Annotated in this window: 17 protein-coding genes; 8 read left to right on the top strand and 9 right to left on the bottom strand. The window is 66.2% G+C overall.

Annotated features, from left to right (window positions below; genetic code table 11):
- Positions 1–13 precede the first annotated feature (13 nt).
- Together CBW66_RS22570 and CBW66_RS22565 are read left to right on the top strand one after the other, a co-directional pair.
- Positions 14–466, top strand: a complete 453-nt coding sequence (locus CBW66_RS22570) for an Rrf2 family transcriptional regulator (RefSeq protein WP_086139250.1) — start codon at positions 14–16, stop codon at positions 464–466.
- A complete protein-coding gene (locus CBW66_RS22565) occupies positions 453–1,421 on the top strand; it encodes an NAD(P)/FAD-dependent oxidoreductase (RefSeq protein WP_086139249.1) in 969 nt (322 codons plus the stop codon). Before CBW66_RS22570 ends, CBW66_RS22565 begins: the two co-directional genes overlap by 14 nt.
- Here CBW66_RS22565 and CBW66_RS22560 read toward each other — a convergent pair.
- Positions 1,349–2,107: an SDR family oxidoreductase gene (locus CBW66_RS22560; RefSeq protein ID WP_086139248.1), complete on the bottom strand. Its 759-nt coding sequence runs from the start codon at positions 2,105–2,107 to the stop codon at positions 1,349–1,351. The two genes, CBW66_RS22565 and CBW66_RS22560, sit on opposite strands and share 73 nt — an antisense overlap.
- Before the next feature lie 123 nt (positions 2,108–2,230).
- Between CBW66_RS22560 and CBW66_RS22555 the strand changes: the two genes are divergently transcribed.
- A complete protein-coding gene (locus tag CBW66_RS22555; RefSeq protein WP_086139247.1) occupies positions 2,231–3,154 on the top strand; it encodes a LysR family transcriptional regulator in 924 nt (307 codons plus the stop codon).
- 16 nt (positions 3,155–3,170) lie between these two features.
- Positions 3,171–3,923: a DUF4303 domain-containing protein gene (locus CBW66_RS22550; protein WP_086139246.1), complete on the top strand. Its 753-nt coding sequence runs from the start codon at positions 3,171–3,173 to the stop codon at positions 3,921–3,923.
- Between the two features lie 3 nt (positions 3,924–3,926).
- Here CBW66_RS22550 and CBW66_RS22545 read toward each other — a convergent pair whose 3' ends face one another.
- From CBW66_RS22545 to CBW66_RS22515, 7 genes are all read right to left on the bottom strand, one after another.
- On the bottom strand, positions 3,927–5,048 hold the full coding sequence (locus tag CBW66_RS22545; protein WP_086139245.1) for a metallophosphoesterase: 1,122 nt from the start codon (positions 5,046–5,048) through the stop codon (positions 3,927–3,929).
- 118 nt (positions 5,049–5,166) lie between these two features.
- Entirely contained in the window at positions 5,167–6,684 is a 1,518-nt protein-coding gene (locus tag CBW66_RS22540; RefSeq protein WP_086139267.1) for a response regulator, read from the bottom strand.
- Complete coding sequence (locus CBW66_RS22535; RefSeq protein WP_086139244.1) at positions 6,671–8,494, bottom strand: ATP-binding protein; 1,824 nt, start codon at positions 8,492–8,494, stop codon at positions 6,671–6,673. Before CBW66_RS22535 ends, CBW66_RS22540 begins: the two co-directional genes overlap by 14 nt.
- Positions 8,491–9,585, bottom strand: coding sequence for an ATP-binding SpoIIE family protein phosphatase (locus tag CBW66_RS22530; RefSeq protein WP_230492120.1), 1,095 nt, complete (start codon positions 9,583–9,585; stop codon positions 8,491–8,493). The genes CBW66_RS22535 and CBW66_RS22530 overlap by 4 nt, the downstream gene beginning before the upstream one ends.
- A complete protein-coding gene (locus CBW66_RS22525) occupies positions 9,582–9,980 on the bottom strand; it encodes an ATP-binding protein (RefSeq protein WP_086139242.1) in 399 nt (132 codons plus the stop codon). The genes CBW66_RS22530 and CBW66_RS22525 overlap by 4 nt, the downstream gene beginning before the upstream one ends.
- Positions 9,981–10,038: 58 nt before the next feature.
- Positions 10,039–10,401 (bottom strand): STAS domain-containing protein, encoded by a 363-nt coding sequence (locus CBW66_RS22520; protein WP_086139241.1) that lies wholly within the window; start codon positions 10,399–10,401, stop codon positions 10,039–10,041.
- A gap of 7 nt (positions 10,402–10,408) precedes the next feature.
- Entirely contained in the window at positions 10,409–11,287 is an 879-nt protein-coding gene (locus CBW66_RS22515) for an STAS domain-containing protein (RefSeq protein ID WP_230492121.1), read from the bottom strand.
- Positions 11,288–11,526: 239 nt separating this feature from the next.
- On the opposite strand from CBW66_RS22515, the gene CBW66_RS22510 reads away from it, so the two are divergent.
- The 4 genes from CBW66_RS22510 to CBW66_RS22495 all read left to right on the top strand — a co-directional run bounded on the left by CBW66_RS22510 (position 11,527) and on the right by CBW66_RS22495 (position 15,280).
- On the top strand, positions 11,527–11,940 hold the full coding sequence (locus CBW66_RS22510) for a hemerythrin domain-containing protein (RefSeq protein WP_086139240.1): 414 nt from the start codon (positions 11,527–11,529) through the stop codon (positions 11,938–11,940).
- Positions 11,941–11,971: 31 nt separating this feature from the next.
- Positions 11,972–13,153, top strand: a complete 1,182-nt coding sequence (gene hmpA / locus CBW66_RS22505; protein WP_086139239.1) for an NO-inducible flavohemoprotein — start codon at positions 11,972–11,974, stop codon at positions 13,151–13,153.
- 127 nt (positions 13,154–13,280) lie between these two features.
- On the top strand, positions 13,281–13,589 hold the full coding sequence (locus CBW66_RS22500; RefSeq protein WP_086139238.1) for a DUF485 domain-containing protein: 309 nt from the start codon (positions 13,281–13,283) through the stop codon (positions 13,587–13,589).
- Positions 13,586–15,280: a cation acetate symporter gene (locus tag CBW66_RS22495; protein ID WP_230492122.1), complete on the top strand. Its 1,695-nt coding sequence runs from the start codon at positions 13,586–13,588 to the stop codon at positions 15,278–15,280. The genes CBW66_RS22500 and CBW66_RS22495 overlap by 4 nt, the downstream gene beginning before the upstream one ends.
- A 75-nt stretch (positions 15,281–15,355) precedes the next feature.
- Here the strand turns inward: CBW66_RS22495 and CBW66_RS22490 are convergent, their stop codons facing one another.
- Positions 15,356–15,811, bottom strand: coding sequence for an Rrf2 family transcriptional regulator (locus tag CBW66_RS22490; protein WP_086139237.1), 456 nt, complete (start codon positions 15,809–15,811; stop codon positions 15,356–15,358).
- Between the last annotated feature and the right edge of the window lie 7 nt (positions 15,812–15,818).

Here is a 15,818-nt window from a genome sequence, read left to right as displayed (position 1 = left end):
TATCATTAGTTACATGAGACGCGACAGCAAACTATCATCGATCCTCCATGTGCTGCTGCACATGGCGCATGCGGGACGCCCGATGACGTCCGAGGAACTTGCCGGCTGCCTGGACACCAACCCCGTGCTGGTGCGGCGCGTGATGGCCGGCCTACGCGAGCGCGGCTACGTGGCCTCGGTCAAGGGGCATGGCGGCGGCTGGCGCATCGTCTGCGACATGCAGCGCGTGACCCTGCAAGACATCTACGTGGCCGTCGGGTCTCCCACCATTTTCGCCATGGGCAACCGCGTCGACCAGCCGGGCTGCCTGGTCGAGCAGGTGGTCAACCAGTCGCTGGCCGGCGCCTTCGATGAGGCCGAGGCGCTGCTGATCCGGCGCTTCGGCGCCGTCACCCTGGCCGACCTGGCCGGCCGTTTCAGCCAACAATACGCCATCCACCGAGGAGCACCGCATGCACATTCCTGAATTTGACGCCATCATCGTCGGCGGCAGCTACGCCGGCCTCTCCGCCGCCACGCAACTGGCGCGCGCCCGCCGCCGCGTGCTGGTGATCGATGGCGGCCGGCGCCGCAACCGCTACGCCAGCCATTCCCACGGTTTCCTGACCCAGGACGGCAGCGGGACGGCCGCCATCGCCGCCGAGGGCAAGGCGCAGCTGCTGGCGTATGCCACCGTCACCTGGCTGGACGGCACGGCCGTGCAGGCGGGGGCCAGCGGCGATGGCTTCGACGTGAGCCTGGCGGACGGCAAAGTCGTTTACGGCCGCCGCCTGGTGCTGGCCACCGGCGTGATCGACGAGCTGCCGCCCGTCGATGGCTTGTCCGAACGCTGGGGCGGCAGCGTCTTTCACTGCCCCTATTGCCACGGCTATGAACTGGAGCAGGGCGCCATCGGCGTGCTGGCCACAGGACCCCTGTCCATGCACCATGCGCTGATGCTGCCCGACTGGGGCACGGTCACCTTTTTCCTGAATGGCGCGTTCGAGCCCGATGCGGCGCAGCTGGCGCAACTGGCCGCGCGCGGCGTGCAGGTCGTGCGCACGCCCGTGGCGCGGATCGACGGCGTGGCCGACGTGGTCATGGCCGACGGCAGCCGCCATGCGATGGCCGGCCTGTTCGTGGCCACCCGTACCCGCCTGGCCAGTTCCCTGGCTGTGGAATTGGGCTGCGCGCTGGAAGAGGGCGCCATGGGGCTGTTCGTGCGCACCGACGAACAAAAGGCCAGCAGCGTGCCCGGCGTCTTTTGCTGCGGCGATGCGGGGCGCATGGCCGGCAGCGTGGCGTTCGCGGTGGCCGACGGCGCCATGGCGGGCGTGGCGGCGCACCGTTCGCTGATGTTCGGGCTGGATCAGGCGGCAAAACCGCCGTCGATCTTCAGCCCCGCGCCCGTGACGAACGCCGCTTCGTCGCTGGCCAGGTAAGCCACCATGCCGGCGATTTCATCGGCCGTGCCGTGGCGGGGCAGCGCCATCAGGCCGTGCATCAGGTCGGCGAAGTCGCCCGTCGGCGGGTTCATGTCGGTGGCGACGGGGCCCGGTTCCACGTTGTTGATGGTGATGCCGAGCGGTCCCAGGTCGCGCGACAGGCCTTGCGTCAGGCCGCTCAGCGCCGATTTGCTCATGGCGTAGGCGGCCGCGCCGCCGAACGGCATGCGGTGCGCATTCGTGCTGCCGATATTGATGATGCGCCCGCCCGTGGGCATGTGCGCCACGGCCGCCTTGATGGCCACGAACACGGCGCGCACGTTGACGGCAATCGTCTTGTCGAAGTCCGCCAGCGAAAAATCCTCGATGGCGCCGGGCAGGAACACGCCCGCGTTGTTGACGAGGATATCGATATGCCCAAACTGCGCCGCCACCTTGTCGATGGCCGCCGTCAGGGTGTCGGCGTCGGCCGCATCGGCCTGCACGCCCAGGGCCTTGCCGCCGGACGCCTCCACGGTGGCGGCCAGCGCCTGCGCTTCGGCGGCCGAGCTTTGATAGGTGAAAACGACGTTGGCGCCCTGGCTGGCCAGGCGGCGCACGATGGCGGCGCCGATGCCGCGCGAGCCGCCCGTCACAAAGGCGATCTTGTTCTGCATTGGCTGGGTATTGTTTTGGGTTTGCATGATGGGCTTTCTGTGTGAGGAATCGGGAAGCTCAGTATCTGCCTTGCATTGCCTGCGCGGTAGCCATGAATCGCTACAATCACTTTCAACCAAGGCGATCAAATGAGCGGGTAGAATACGTGCATGGATGCCCTCAATCATTTGCAATCGTTTGTGCTCTCTGCCGAGCTGGGCAGCTTTTCGGCGGCCGCGCGCCGCCTGGGGCTGACGCCGGCGGCCGTCAGCAAGAACGTGGCGCGGCTGGAAGCGAGCCTGGGCCTGCGCCTGTTCCAGCGCAGCACGCGCCGCCTGACCTTGACGGAAGGGGGCGAGCGCTTCCTGCAGCAGATCGGCGGCGCCCTGACCACCTTGCGCGAGGCGATCGCCGGCGTGGCGGAAGAGGGCGGCCAGCCGGCCGGCATCCTGAAAATCAGCCTGGCGCCGTCGTTCGGGCGCAGCTACGTGGTGCCCTTGCTGGGCGACTTCATCGCGCGCTACCCGGGCGTCATCCCCGACTGCCATTTCGACAACCGGCAAGTGGACTTGATCGGCGAGGGCTTTGATGTCGCCATCGGCGGCGGCATCGAGCTGACGCCCGGCGTGGTGGCGCGCGAACTGGGCCACACCCACATCGTCGCCACGGCGTCGCCCGCCTTCATGCAGGGGAAAAGCATGCCCGTGCACCCGTCGGACCTGGCGCAACTCGATGGCGTGGCGCGCCGCTCGGCCGGCAGCGGCAGGCTGCGCAGCTTGATATTGCGCGATGGCGCCGGCGGCGAAGGCGTGGCCGAATGCCGGCCGCGCGCCATCTTCGACGACCCGGAAGCGATGGCGCAGGCGGCCATCCTGGGCGTCGGCGTGGCGCTGCTGCCCATGCCGCACGCGCTGCCCCACTTGCGCAGCGGCGCGTTGATCCGCCTGCTGCCCGGCTGGCATGCCGATTCCGGCCCCTTGTCCGTGTACTATCCCAGCAAGAAGCTGCTGCCCGCAAAGACGCGCGTCTTCGTCGATTTCCTGCTGGAGCAGTTCCGTCAGCGCGATTTCGCCGCGCAGATGCGGCCCGATTAAGCGATGAAAGATTCTTATGCAAAGCAATTACAGCCTGTTTTACACCTATGACGGCGATCAGCCGGCCCGCTTCCGGGAAGCGCGCGTTTTTGGCTGCACCGTATGGACGGCCGCCGGCGCCGCCATGACCTGGGGCGAGGAGACGCGCAGCGCCCATGCCAACCCGGCGCTGGCGCAAGCGGCGTATGCGGCGCAGTGCGATGCGGCGCTGGCCGATGGCTATGCGCTGGCGCGCACGAGCGTCATCGACCCGGCCGTATTCGATTTCGCGCTGCTGCAATCCCTGGTGGCGGAGGCCGCGCGCCTGGCTTTTGACTGCGTGCGCCGTGCGCATCCGCAGCAGCACATCGACGCTTTCGCGCTGGTGAGCGACGACAGCGCCATGACGATAGGCCCGGCGGCCAACAGCCGCGAAGCGCTGGCCGCCTCGGAATACGGCGAAGAGATGCGGTGGAATCCGGCCGAATGGGCGTTTGGCGAGGGCGGCGCCTACTTCGACAGCGCTTACCGCCTGCTGCTGCAGGCGCACCGAGACTTGCCGTTCGAAGTGGATTTCGTCACCTTCCGTACCGGCGTGTTCGACGCCTGCATCGCGGCGCTGGCGCAGCTCGACGCCGACGGGGTATTCGGCACGGGCGCCGAGCGCGATGAAAATCTGCTGCTGTTCGAGGTCAGCGACAGCGAGCCGGTGGATGGCGCGATGGCGCGTTTGAATCCGCCTGCCGTGGTGGCGCGTTTCGAGGCCTGGATGGCCAGCTGGGAAGACTGAAGCTTACGCCGCCACCAGCCTGAGTCGCGTAATCTCCGCCGGCGCGCCGATGCGCTTGGGCGGGCCCCAGTAGCCCGTGCCGCGGCTGACATAGATCCACAGGCGGCCGCGCCGGTGCAGGCCCGCCACGTACGGCTGCTGCAGCGGCACGAACAGATTCCACGGCCAGAACTGGCCTCCGTGCGTGTGGCCCGACAATTGCAGGTCGTAACCGGCCGCTTCCGCCTCGGGCGCGCTGCGCGGCTGGTGCGCCAGCAGGATGCGGGGGATATCGGCCGGCGCGCCGGCGATGGCCGCTTGCGGGTCGCTTTTCTGGGCCGGATCGAAGGCGCCGGCATTGAAGTCGGTCACGCCGGCCAGCGCCAGGCGCGCGCCCTCGTGCTCGAGCACCGCATGTTCGTTCAGCAGCACGCGCAGGCCCAGGCGGCGAAATTCCGCCACCCACGGCGCGGCGCCCGAATAATATTCGTGGTTGCCCGTGACGAGGAAGACGCCATGGCGCGCGCGCAGCGCGCCCAGCGGCGCGGTATGGCTGCCCAGTTGCGCCACCGTGCCGTCGACGACGTCGCCCGTGATGGCGATGAGGTCCGCCTGCAGACCGTTGGCGCGCGCGACGATGGCTTCCACATAAGCGCGCTTGATGGTGGCGCCCACGTGGATGTCGCTCAGCTGCACGATGCTGAAGCCCTGCAGGGCGGCCGGCAGGCCGGTAACCGGCACCGTCACTTCGCGCACGCGCGCCACACGGCGGGCATTGATGAAGCCAAGGATGGTGGCCAGCAGCGCCAGGAGCAGGACAAGCACGGCGGACGCCTGGGCATGCGGGCGGGCGGCGGGAACCAGCAGCATCAGTTCGCGCAGCATGGTGAGCACGAACAGCGAGGAAAAAAAGCCCATGCACAGCGAGCCGGCCCAGCTCAAGCGGTCGGCCAGGCGCATGTCGTTGGTGACGGCGCGGGCGAAGATGGTCATCGGCATCAGCATGGTCGAGGCCAGCAAGACGGCGCCACCCAGCAGCCAGCCGGCCAGGCCGACGGGCAGCGCAGGCAGCAGCAGCCAGCCGAGCAGGGCGTGCAGGGCGCCCAGTATCATGGTGATGCGCAGCAGCGGCGTGCGGGTTTTCATGTGATCGTTCCAATGGTGGGGCGCCCGGCGCGGCGCGGGCGATGCGGCGCCATCGCCGGCCGCCGATTATAGCCGACGCCTCGGCAACAGGCAGCCGGCTACCCCGCTCATGGTGCGCTCATGGTGTGATATGCAGCCCCAGCATGGCCAGCTTGCCGAAGTCGATGGGCTTGGCGAAGTGCTCGTTGAAACCCGACGCCAGGGCCGCCTGGCGGTCGTGTTCCTGGCCGTAGCCTGTCAGCGCGACGAGCTGGAACTGCTGCGGGATCGGCAGCTGGCGCAGTTTGACGGCCACGTCGTAGCCGCTCATGTCGGGCAGGCCGATGTCGAGAAAGACGATGTCGGGCTTGAATTCCAGGGTGCGTTCGGTCGCTTGCGCACCCGTGTAGGCCGTGCGCACCGTGTGGCCATACATTTCCAGCAGTTCCGCCAGGGTGTCGGCCGCATCGCGGTTGTCGTCGACGACGAGGATGCGCTGACTGCCGCCGCTGGCCGCCTCGGGCGCCGGCGCGGCCGCAGCCACGGGCACGTTGGCGTCGAGCGGCAGGATCACTTCGAAGGTGCTGCCCAGCCCCACGCCGGGGCTGCGCACGCTGACCTGGCCGCCGTGCAAGGTCACCAGGTTGCGCACCAGCGACAGGCCGATGCCCAGGCCGTCCTGCACCCGGTCGGGCGAGTGGCCGCTCTGCTCGAACAGGCCGAAGATGCTGTCGATGCTGGCGGCGGCGATGCCGATGCCGTTGTCGCTCAGGCGTATATGCACGTTGTCGCCTTCGCGCACGGCGGAAATCGCGATGCGCCCACCCGGCGCCGTAAACTTGGCCGCGTTGAGCAGCAGGTTGGCGACGATCTGCGACAGGCGCACGGCGTCGCCGCAGACCCACAGTTCTTCCTTGGGCAGATGCACGTCGAGCGCATGGCCGCGCGCTTCGACGCTGTGCGAACTCGTCTCCAGCGCGCTGCGGATGACGCTGGCCAGGCTCACGCTTTCCCACTGCAGCGAGATCTTGCCTTGCGAAATGCGCGACACGTCGAGCAGGTCGTCCACCAGGCGCACCAGGTGGTCCGTGTGGCGGCCGATGGTGCGGCGCGCATTGTCCTGCACGGCCGGCACGACGGGGTCGAGCTTGCACAGCAGGGCCAGCGCCGTGCGGATGGGGCCCAGCGGGTTGCGCAATTCGTGCGCCAGGGTGGCCAGGAATTCATCCTTGCGGCGGTCCACGTCGCGCAGCGCGCGTTCGACCCGCCCCAGGCGCAGCAGCGCCTTGACGTTGGCGATCAGTTCGTCGGCCTCGATCGGCTCGACCAGGTAGTTGTCGGCGCCGCCGTCCAAGGCGCGGATCTTGTCGGCCGTGCCGATGCAGGAAGCGGACGTCTGCAGCACCAGGATGGTGTTCGTCTCGGTGCCGCCCTTCAATTGGCGGCACACTTCCAGGCCGTTGATGTCGGGCAGTTTGACGTCGAGGAGGATCAGGTTCGGGCGATCCTGGCGGGCGCGCAGCAGCGCGTCGCCCCCGTTCGAGGCTTCGATGACCTTGAATCCGGCCCGTTTGAGGATGCGCGATTTGGCGTAGCGTGCGCCATCGCTGTCATCGACGTTCAGGATCAGAGCATCGCTGTTGTTATCCGGTAGCATGCGCATTGTCCCAGGTGGTTGTGCCTTGCGGCGGAACCGGCTCTTGCCGGTGATGTTGGTTGCCGATCAGTGCGCGCAGGGTCGCCAGCAATTGCTGGCGCAGCAGCGGCTTGACGTAATAGGCGTCGGCGCCCAGGGCCAGGCCCTTGCGCACGTCGTCGATCTCGGTGGCGACGATGACGGGCACCTGGCGCCGCAGCGGGTCGTTTTTCAGTTCGGCCAGCCAGTGCCAGGCCGTTTCGCCGTGCAGCAGGATGTCGAGGATGACGGCGGCAGGGCGCTGCTGTTCCCAGCGCTCCTGCGCCTCGCGCACGCTGCGCGCGGTCACCACGCGAAATTCGCTGCCGGCCAAAAATTTTTCATACAGCAGGCGCACGGGCGGATTGTCTTCCACCACCAGCACGCCGATGCGCTGGTCGTTGCCATTGTCGTTGGCCGGCGCGCTCGGCGGCAGGCTGCCTTCGGGCGCATGGTAGCTGGTGGGCAGGACCACGGAAAACAGGGAACCGTGGCCCGGCGTGCTTTCCACGGACACCGTGCCATTGAGCAGGGTGGCCAGGTTGCGGCACAGGGGCAGGCCCAGGCCCGTGCCCTTGACCTTGCGCTGCATGTGGTTTTCCACCTGGCTGAATTCCTCGAAGATCAGCTGCACGTCTTCGGCATCGATGCCCAGGCCCGTGTCGGAGACGGAAAAGCGGATCGCGTCCTGCTCCGGCAGTGGCGTGGCGCTGACGATGATGGCGCCGGCCTCGGTGAACTTCAGGGCGTTGGAAATGAAGTTGCGCAGGATTTGCGACAGCTTGCCTTCATCCGTGTGGATATGCAGCGCCGGATCGGGGTCGAGGAAGGTGAGCGTGAGCGTATCGGACACCAGCAGCGGGCGCAGCATGCCGCGCAGGGCGCTGAACAGGTCGGCCACCTGGAAGCTGTTGGCATGCACGTCGACCTTGCCCGCCTCGATCTTGGCCAGGTCCAGCAGGTCGTTCACCAGGTCGCTCAGGCTGACGGCGCTTTGCAGGATGAACAGCACCTGCTTTTCCTGTTCCTCGGACAGTTCGCCGTCGATGCGGTCGAGCAGCAGCTTGGACAGCGCGCGGATGGAGCTGAGCGGGGTGCGGAATTCATGGCTCATGTTCGACAGGAAGCGCGATTTCATCTGGTCGGCGCGGCGCAGGTGGTCGGCCTTTTCATCGAGTTCCGCGAACAGCGCCACCACGCCCCGGTTGGTGTCTTCCAGTTCGCGCGTCAGCTGCAGCAAATCGTCCTGGCGCGTTTTCAGTTCGGCCAGCGTGGTCAGGAGTTCGCGGTTCTGCTGCTGCACTTCGGACAGCGTGATATCGGAGGGCAGCGCCTGCAGGCTGCCGGACAGTGCGCCGATCATGCTTCCGTCCAGCAGGGGCGCGTCGCGCGGGAACAGCTTGTGCAGGGTGATCTGCGTGCCTTCGCCCGGCGTGCTGCGGATGTGGCAGCGGTCCATCAGGCGCTGGGCGCCCAGGATGCCCTGGCCCATGCCGGTGGGCGAGCGGTAGGTGCCGGCCAGTATCCGGTCGAGCTGCGCGATGCCGGGCCCCTGGTCCTCGATGCGGATGCTGAGCACCTGCGGCGCCGTCTGGCCATCGATGGCGAAATGCACCTTGCCGCTGCCCGCGTAGTTGTAGACGTTGCGCGCCAGTTCCGACACGGCCGTGGCGATGCGCACCTGGTCCTGCACGCCGAAGCCGCACAGGGCGGCGATCTGCCGCGCGCGCTGACGTGCACCCACCACGTCGAGTTCGCTGCCGATATGGGCTGTCAATATGCGTTGTGTCATGCCCCACCTGTCCTTTCTGCTGTTTCTGCTGTTACAGCCAGGTATTCCTCATGCTCGCGCAGCACCACCACCGTGACATCGTCGCGCCCGCGCGCAAAATCGCGGTACAGCACGGCGGCGACGAGGCTGGGGTGGCATTGCGCCAGGCCCGGATACTGTTCCAGGTCCCAGCGCGTGTGCAAGCCGTCCGAGTGCATGATCAAGGTCGTGCCCAGCTGCCACGGATAGCAAAATTCCTGCACCTTGCGCAGGTTGCTGCCGACGATGCCGTTATGTGACAGCAGATGCCGGCGCTGCTGCGCATCGAAGGCGCAGGCCGCGATGTTGCCCACGCCGGCAAAGCGCAATTCGCGGCGCGCGCTGTCGATATGCGCCACCGCCATGGCCGCGCCGCGCGTGGTGCGCAGGGCGCCGTGGGCCAGTTCGATGAAAGGAGCGGGCAGGGGCGGCAGGCCGGGCGTGTCGTGTTCCAGAAGCGCGCTGGCGCGTTCCGACGCGCGCGCCGCCAGCGGACCGTGGCCCAGGCCATCGGCCACCATCAGGCTCAGTTCATGGCCTTCGCACACGACGTTCCAGGCGTCGCCGCACACCTGTTCCGAGGCCAGCGGCAGGCATACGGCGCCGATGCGCCAGTTCGGATGGGCGGGAATGGCGCTGCTGGCGTGCTGGCCCCACACCACCATCATCAGCACCGTCCCCTTGCCGGGCGCCGTGTACAGGTCGAATTCCTGGCTCAGGCGGCGTATCGCGCCCAGTCCCACGCCGTAGGTGCCCGTGGTGGAATGGCCGTCCTGCATGTGCTGGCGCACATTGCTCATGCCGGGACCGTTGTCGATGGCCAGCACTTCGATGCCGCTGGTGCCGCCGCGCAGCACCTTGCGCAGCAGGATTTCGCCGCGCTGCGCGTGCTTGACGATATTGGTGGCCGCCTCGCTGATGATGATGGCCAGCTGGCCCGTGCGCACGTCGTCGAAGCCGATGCGGCGCGCCAGTTCGTTGCCGGCGCGGCGGGCCGCGGCGATCTCGCTCGGTTCGCCGATGGGAAAACTTCTTTGCCTGAGAATGTCAGGCTGTGATTCCTGGTGGTTCAAAACAGCTTCCATTTCGCGATGGTGACGGTGGTGCCCGCGCCGGGCGCCGTGTCGATGTGAAATGCGTCGGCCAGGCGCTTGGCGCCGCCCAGCCCCAGTCCCAGCCCGCCGCCGCTGGTATAGCCATCGGTCAGCGCCAGGGGAATATCCTCGATGCCCGGTCCCGCATCGACAAAGCGCAGTTCCAGTCCCTGCCGCGCGCCATCGCAGACGCGCGCGATACGCGCTTCGCCTCCGCCGCCGTAGCGCAGGGTGTTGCGCGCCAGTTCGCTGGCCGCCGTGATGATCTTGGTCTGTTCGATCAGGCCAAAACCCATGGCGACCATGCTGTCGCGCACCTGCTTGCGCAAGCGAACGACGTCTTCGTCGCTGTGCAGGGGCAGGATCTGCTGCATCTGTTGCGCCCCCGCCTGCGCCCGTTCCTGTGCCTGCGCGCCTAGCACGGCGCCCCCGTCATGCGCATGCGCCGCTCCGTTCCAGCAGCTTGATGCCCAGCTCCACGTTGAGCGCCGTGCTCACGCCTTCCAGGGGCAGCCCCAGCTCCACCAGGGTGATGGCGACTGCCGGCTGCATGCCGACGACGACGGTGCGCGCGTCGAGGATTTTCGCCATCGCCGCCGTGTTGCTGATCATGCGGCCGATGAAGGAGTCGACGATGTCGAGCGCGGAAATGTCGATCAGCACGCCCGTGGCGCGGTCCGTCACGATGCGGGTGGTCAGGTCGTCCTGCAGGGTCATCGCCAGGCGGTCATGCATGTCCACCTGGATCGTCACCAGCAGCAGCCGGCCCATGCGTAAAATGGGGATTCTTTCCATAGGCGCCTCAGTGTTGTTGCTGCTGGTAGGTGATGCTGGAACCCGTGCGTTTCAGGGCCACGACGAAGGCGTCGGCCAGGGTGGCCTTGGTCATCACGTCTTCCAGGTTGACGCCCAGGTGCACGATGGTTTGCGCGATCTGCGGGCGGATGCCGCTGATGATGCAGTCGGCGCCCATCAGGCGCGCGGCGGCGATGGTTTTCAGCAGGTGCTGCGCCACCAGGGTGTCGACCGTGGGCACGCCCGTGATGTCGATGATGGCGATCAGGGCGCCCGTGTCGACGATCTTTTGCAGCAGGCTTTCCATCACCACCTGCGTGCGTGCGCTGTCGAGGGTGCCGATCAGGGGAAGGGCCAGCACGTTTTGCCACAGCTGCACCACCGGGGTGGACAGTTCCAGCAATTCCTGCTGCTGGCGCAATATCACCTGTTCGCGCGCCTTCTGGTAGATGGCGATGGTCAGCAGGCCCAGCTCGTCGAACAGTTTGCTGGTGCTGACGATGGCGTCGCCCAGCTGCTCCGGCTGCGCCGTGATTGCCTTGCGCAGGTAGGTGAACAGCGGCTCCTTCAGGGCGAACATGAAGCTGGCCGTGTCGATCGGCGAATAGCCCTGGCGCACGCGCGACTGCGATATTTCGGCCAGCAGCTGGCGCGTATCGTCCCAGGCGCCGCCCTCGAGGTCGAACGAGTCGCCGCTTTCCAGCGCGCCCGCCAGCAGCGGCAAAAATTGCGACGCCTGCTGGCGCAGCTCGTTTTCGGCGATCTTGTCGCGCCGCACCAGGCGGGCGATCAGGCCGGCCATCCAGCCGTCCAGCAGTTCCGTGTGGTGTTCGTTGATGATGCCGGCCAGTTGCTGCGCCTGGCCCATGCCCGCTTTGTTTTTCATGCTCATCCTTGTCTGGAGTGGAGGGTGCGGCACGGCCGCAAACGGGCGCGCGCTGTGATGAATAAATTATAGGCAGAGGTGGCCGCAGCTTGTGTTCTGTGCCGCACATAGTGGCGCATGTCGATGCACATTCCTGACGGAAACATTGACGTCTTCACCTGGCATCTTAAAGATGCATATAGTTTGCATGTTTAAGCGGATTCCGCTACACTGGCAACACTCAACAAGAGAAACACGCCATGAATATCGACAAATTCAAACAGCAGCACCTGGCCATCCTGTCCGCCATCGACGACTTGCGCCGGCTGGCGCGCGGCGGTGTGGCCGCGCAGGCGCAGGCCATCGCCGAACAGATCGTCGCCATGAGCGGCTTGATCAAGCTGCACCTGGCCGTCGAGCAGCGCTACCTGTACCCGGCGGCGCAAGCGTGCGGCGTGGCCAAAGTGGCCCAGCTGGGGCGCCAGTACGAAAACGAGATGCACGGCATCGCCGGCGCCTACCTCGATTTCGCCGGCCGCTGGAATACGCCCGTGCGCCTGGCGGCCGAGCCGGACGCCTTCCGCAGCGAAGCCAATACCGTGCTGCACGCGCTGTTCCAGCGCATGCGCCGCGAAGACCATGAGTTATACCCGGCCGTTGAAATGCTGGCCTGAGACCGCCTACTAATAGATACAGGAGTTTTACATGCTGACCCAAGAACAACGCGCCATCATCACGGCCACCGTCCCCATCCTCGAGCAGGGCGGCGAAGCGCTGACGCGCCATTTCTACAAGAACCTGTTCCGCGACCATCCCGAAGTGCTGCCGTACTTTAACCAGGCACATCAACACAGCGGCGACCAGCAGCGCGCGCTGGCCAATGGCGTGCTGATGTATGCCAAACATATCGACCAGCTTGCCGCCCTGGGCGACCTGGTGGCCACCATCGTCAACAAGCACGTGGCCCTGCAGATCCGTGCCGAGCACTATCCGCTGGTGGGCGCCAGCCTGCTGCAGGCGATCCGCGAAGTGCTGGGCGAAGAGGTGGCCAGCGACGCCGTCATCGACGCCTGGGGCGCGGCCTACGGCCAGCTGGCCGACATCCTGGCCGGCGAGGAAGGGCGCATCTACAAGGCGCAAGCGGCCGCGCCGGGCGGCTGGAGCGGCGCACGCGATTTTCTGGTGCGCAGCAAGACGGCGGAAAGCGGCGAGATCACGTCCTTTTTGCTGGCGCCCGCCGACGGCCAGCCCGTGCTCGATTTCGCGCCGGGCCAGTACATCGGCGTGGTCGCCACGGTCGATGGCGTGCCCATGCGCCGCCAGTACTCCTTGTCGGCCGCCAGCAATGGCCAGACCTACCGCATCAGCGTCAAGCGCGAAGAGGGCGGCAAGGTGTCGAATTTCTTCCACGATCACGTGCAGGCGGGCGATACAGTCCAGCTGACGCCGCCCTCGGGCGACTTCGTGCTGACCGATGGTGACAAGCCGCTGGTGCTGATCAGCGGCGGCGTGGGGATCACGCCGACCCTGGCCATGCTGACGGCGGCCCTGCGCGGCAAGCGCCCCGTGCATTTCATCCACGCGGCGCGCAACCACTGCGTGCATGCGTTCCGCGCGCAGATCGATGAACTGGCCGCGCGGCATCCGCAATTGAAACGCTATTACTGCTATGCGGAACATGGCGGCGAACAGGACGCCCCGGACGCCGTCGGTTTGCTCAATAAAGAGCAGTTGAACAGCTGGCTGCCCGCCTCGCGCGACATCGATGCGTATTTCCTGGGACCCCAGCCGTTCATGCGGGCAGTCAAGCAATACCTGCGCGAGCTGGGCGTGCCGGAACGGCAGACGCACCATGAATTCTTCGGACCGGCTGCCGCATTGAACTGATCTTGCCTGTCTGGTGTTGCCCCAGCGAGAAAAAACCGCCGCCGTAAGGGGCGGGTAAGCCTCGCGCCGTATTGTGAATGCAAGCTCGACAAGAAAAGAGCAGGTTTTTACATAACGGAGGCAACACATGCATGACGATCTGGTGCAACAAATCAAGCGCGACCCCAGCTACCATCAGCTGGTCAAGGTACGCTCCCGCTTCGGCTGGGCCCTGACGGGCCTGATGATGCTGGTGTATTACGGCTACATCTTGCTGATCGCGTTCGACAAGGAATTTCTGGCCGCTAAAACGGGCGCGGGCGTGATGACCTGGGGCATGCCGATCGGCCTGTTCGTCATCGTGTTTACCGTGGTGATCACGGGCATCTACGTGCGCCGCGCCAACAAGCAATTCGACGACCTGACCAGCGCCATCCAGGCACGGGTGCAGGCATGAGCGCCGCCAAGCATGCGCGGCGCGGCATGTTTTGCCTTGGCTCCGGCCTGAGCGCGCTGGCCTTGCTGGGTGCCAGCAATGCCGTGTTCGCGGCCGGCGCCGACCTGGGCCAGGCCGTCAAGCAGCCGACCAACTGGACGGCCATCATCATGTTCGCCGTCTTCGTCGTCTTTACCCTGTTCGTCACCAAGTGGGCCGCCAAGAAGACCAAGTCGGCCTCCGATTTCTACACGGCCGGCGGCGGCATCACGGGCTTCCAGAATGGCCTGGCGATCGCGGGCGACTATATGTCGGCCGCCTCGTTCCTCGGCATTTCCGCCGCCGTCTTTTTGAATGGCTATGATGGCCTGATCTACGCCATCGGCTTTCTCGTCGGCTGGCCCGTCATCACCTTTTTGATGGCCGAACGCCTGCGCAACCTGGGCCGTTTTACTTTTGCCGACGTGGCCGCCTACCGCTTCAAGCAGGCGCCGATCCGCATTTTCTCGGCCTCCGGCACCCTCGTCGTGGTGGCCTTCTACCTGATCGCGCAGATGGTGGGCGCGGGCCAGCTGATCAAGCTGCTGTTCGGCCTCGAATACTGGATCGCCGTCGTGCTGGTCGGTACCCTGATGATGATTTACGTGCTGTTCGGCGGCATGACGGCCACCACCTGGGTGCAGATCATCAAGGCCGTGATGCTGCTGGGCGGCGCCACCTTCATGGCCGTGGCCGTGCTGGCGCAGTTCAACTTCAGCCCGGAAGCGCTGTTCGCCAAGTCGGTCGACGTGCATGCCACCAAGGAAGCCATCATGGGTCCCGGTTCCTTCATCAAGGACCCGGTCTCGGCCATCTCCTTCGGCATGGCGCTGATGTTCGGCACGGCCGGCCTGCCGCACATCCTGATGCGTTTCTTCACGGTGCCGAGCGCCAAGGAAGCGCGCAAGTCCGTGTTCTGGGCCACCACCTGGATCGCCTATTTCTACATTTTGACCTTCATCATCGGCTTTGGCGCCATCGTGCTGGTCAGCACCAATCCCGAGTTCAAGGATGCCGCCGGCAAGCTGCTGGGCGGTAACAACATGGCGGCCGTGCACCTGGCCAAGGCCGTGGGCGGCAACGTCTTCCTCGGCTTCATGTCGGCGGTCGCCTTCGCCACCATCCTGGCCGTCGTGGCGGGCCTGACCCTGTCGGGCGCCTCGGCCGTCTCGCACGACCTGTATGCCACCGTCATCAAGAAGGGCAAGGCCACGGGCGCCAACGAATTGAAGGTGTCGCGCGTGACGACCATCGTGCTGGGCATTATCGCCGTGGTGCTGGGCATTGCCTTTGAAAAGCAGAACATCGCCTTCATGGTCTCGCTGGCTTTTGCCATTGCCGCCTCGGCCAACTTCCCCGTGCTGTTCATGTCGGTGCTGTGGAAGGATTGCACCACGCGGGGCGCCACCATCGGCGGCTTCCTGGGCTTGATCACGGCCGTCGCGCTGACGGTGGTGTCGAAGTCCGTGTGGGTCGACGTGCTCGGTCATGGCGAAGCGCTGTTCCCGTACGCCTCGCCGGCGCTGTTCTCGATGACGGCAGGTTTTGTCGGCATCTGGCTGTTCTCGGTGCTCGACAAGAGCCCGCGCGCGCGCATCGACCGCGCCGGCTACGAAGCGCAGCAAATGCGTTCGGAAACGGGCATCGGCGCGGCAGGCGCCAGCGCGCATTGATGTTGTAGGTACTTACCGCAGGAAACAATGCCCGGTTCGCCGGGCATTGTCGTTTTAGCGCACAGTGGAAGGCGCTTACCTGGCCACGTGCAGGGGAATCACGCCGGCCGCCGGCGCCGGCGCGCCCGGCGTCGCTTCGAGTATCGATGCCAGGGTCACCGTGTCGAGCACGGCCAGGAAGGCGGCCGTGGCCTGGCCCAGCTTGGCCTTCAGCAGGCAATCGGGCGTCAGCGGGCAGGTATTATTTTCCTTGTTAAAACATTCCGCCATGAAGAAATCGCTTTCCGTCTCGCGCACGACCGTGCCGATATTGATCTCGGCCGGGTCGCGGGCCAGGCGCAGGCCGCCGTTACGTCCGCGCACGGTTTCCACGATGCCGGACAGGCCCAGCTGGTGCACCACCTTCATCAGGTGATTCTTCGAGATCGCGTGCAGGTCGGCGATATCCTGGATGGTCACGAGGCGGTCGCGGTGCACGCCAAGGTACATCAGGGTGCGCAGGGTGTAGTCGGTATAGGCAGTCAGTCGCATGGGCTTC

The sequence above is a fragment of the Janthinobacterium sp. GW456P genome (assembly GCF_002127655.1).
In the GTDB taxonomy this organism is placed as follows: domain Bacteria; phylum Pseudomonadota; class Gammaproteobacteria; order Burkholderiales; family Burkholderiaceae_D; genus Janthinobacterium.
Note: the sequence above shows the minus strand (reverse complement) of the source record. Positions and strands in the feature narration are given on the sequence as shown.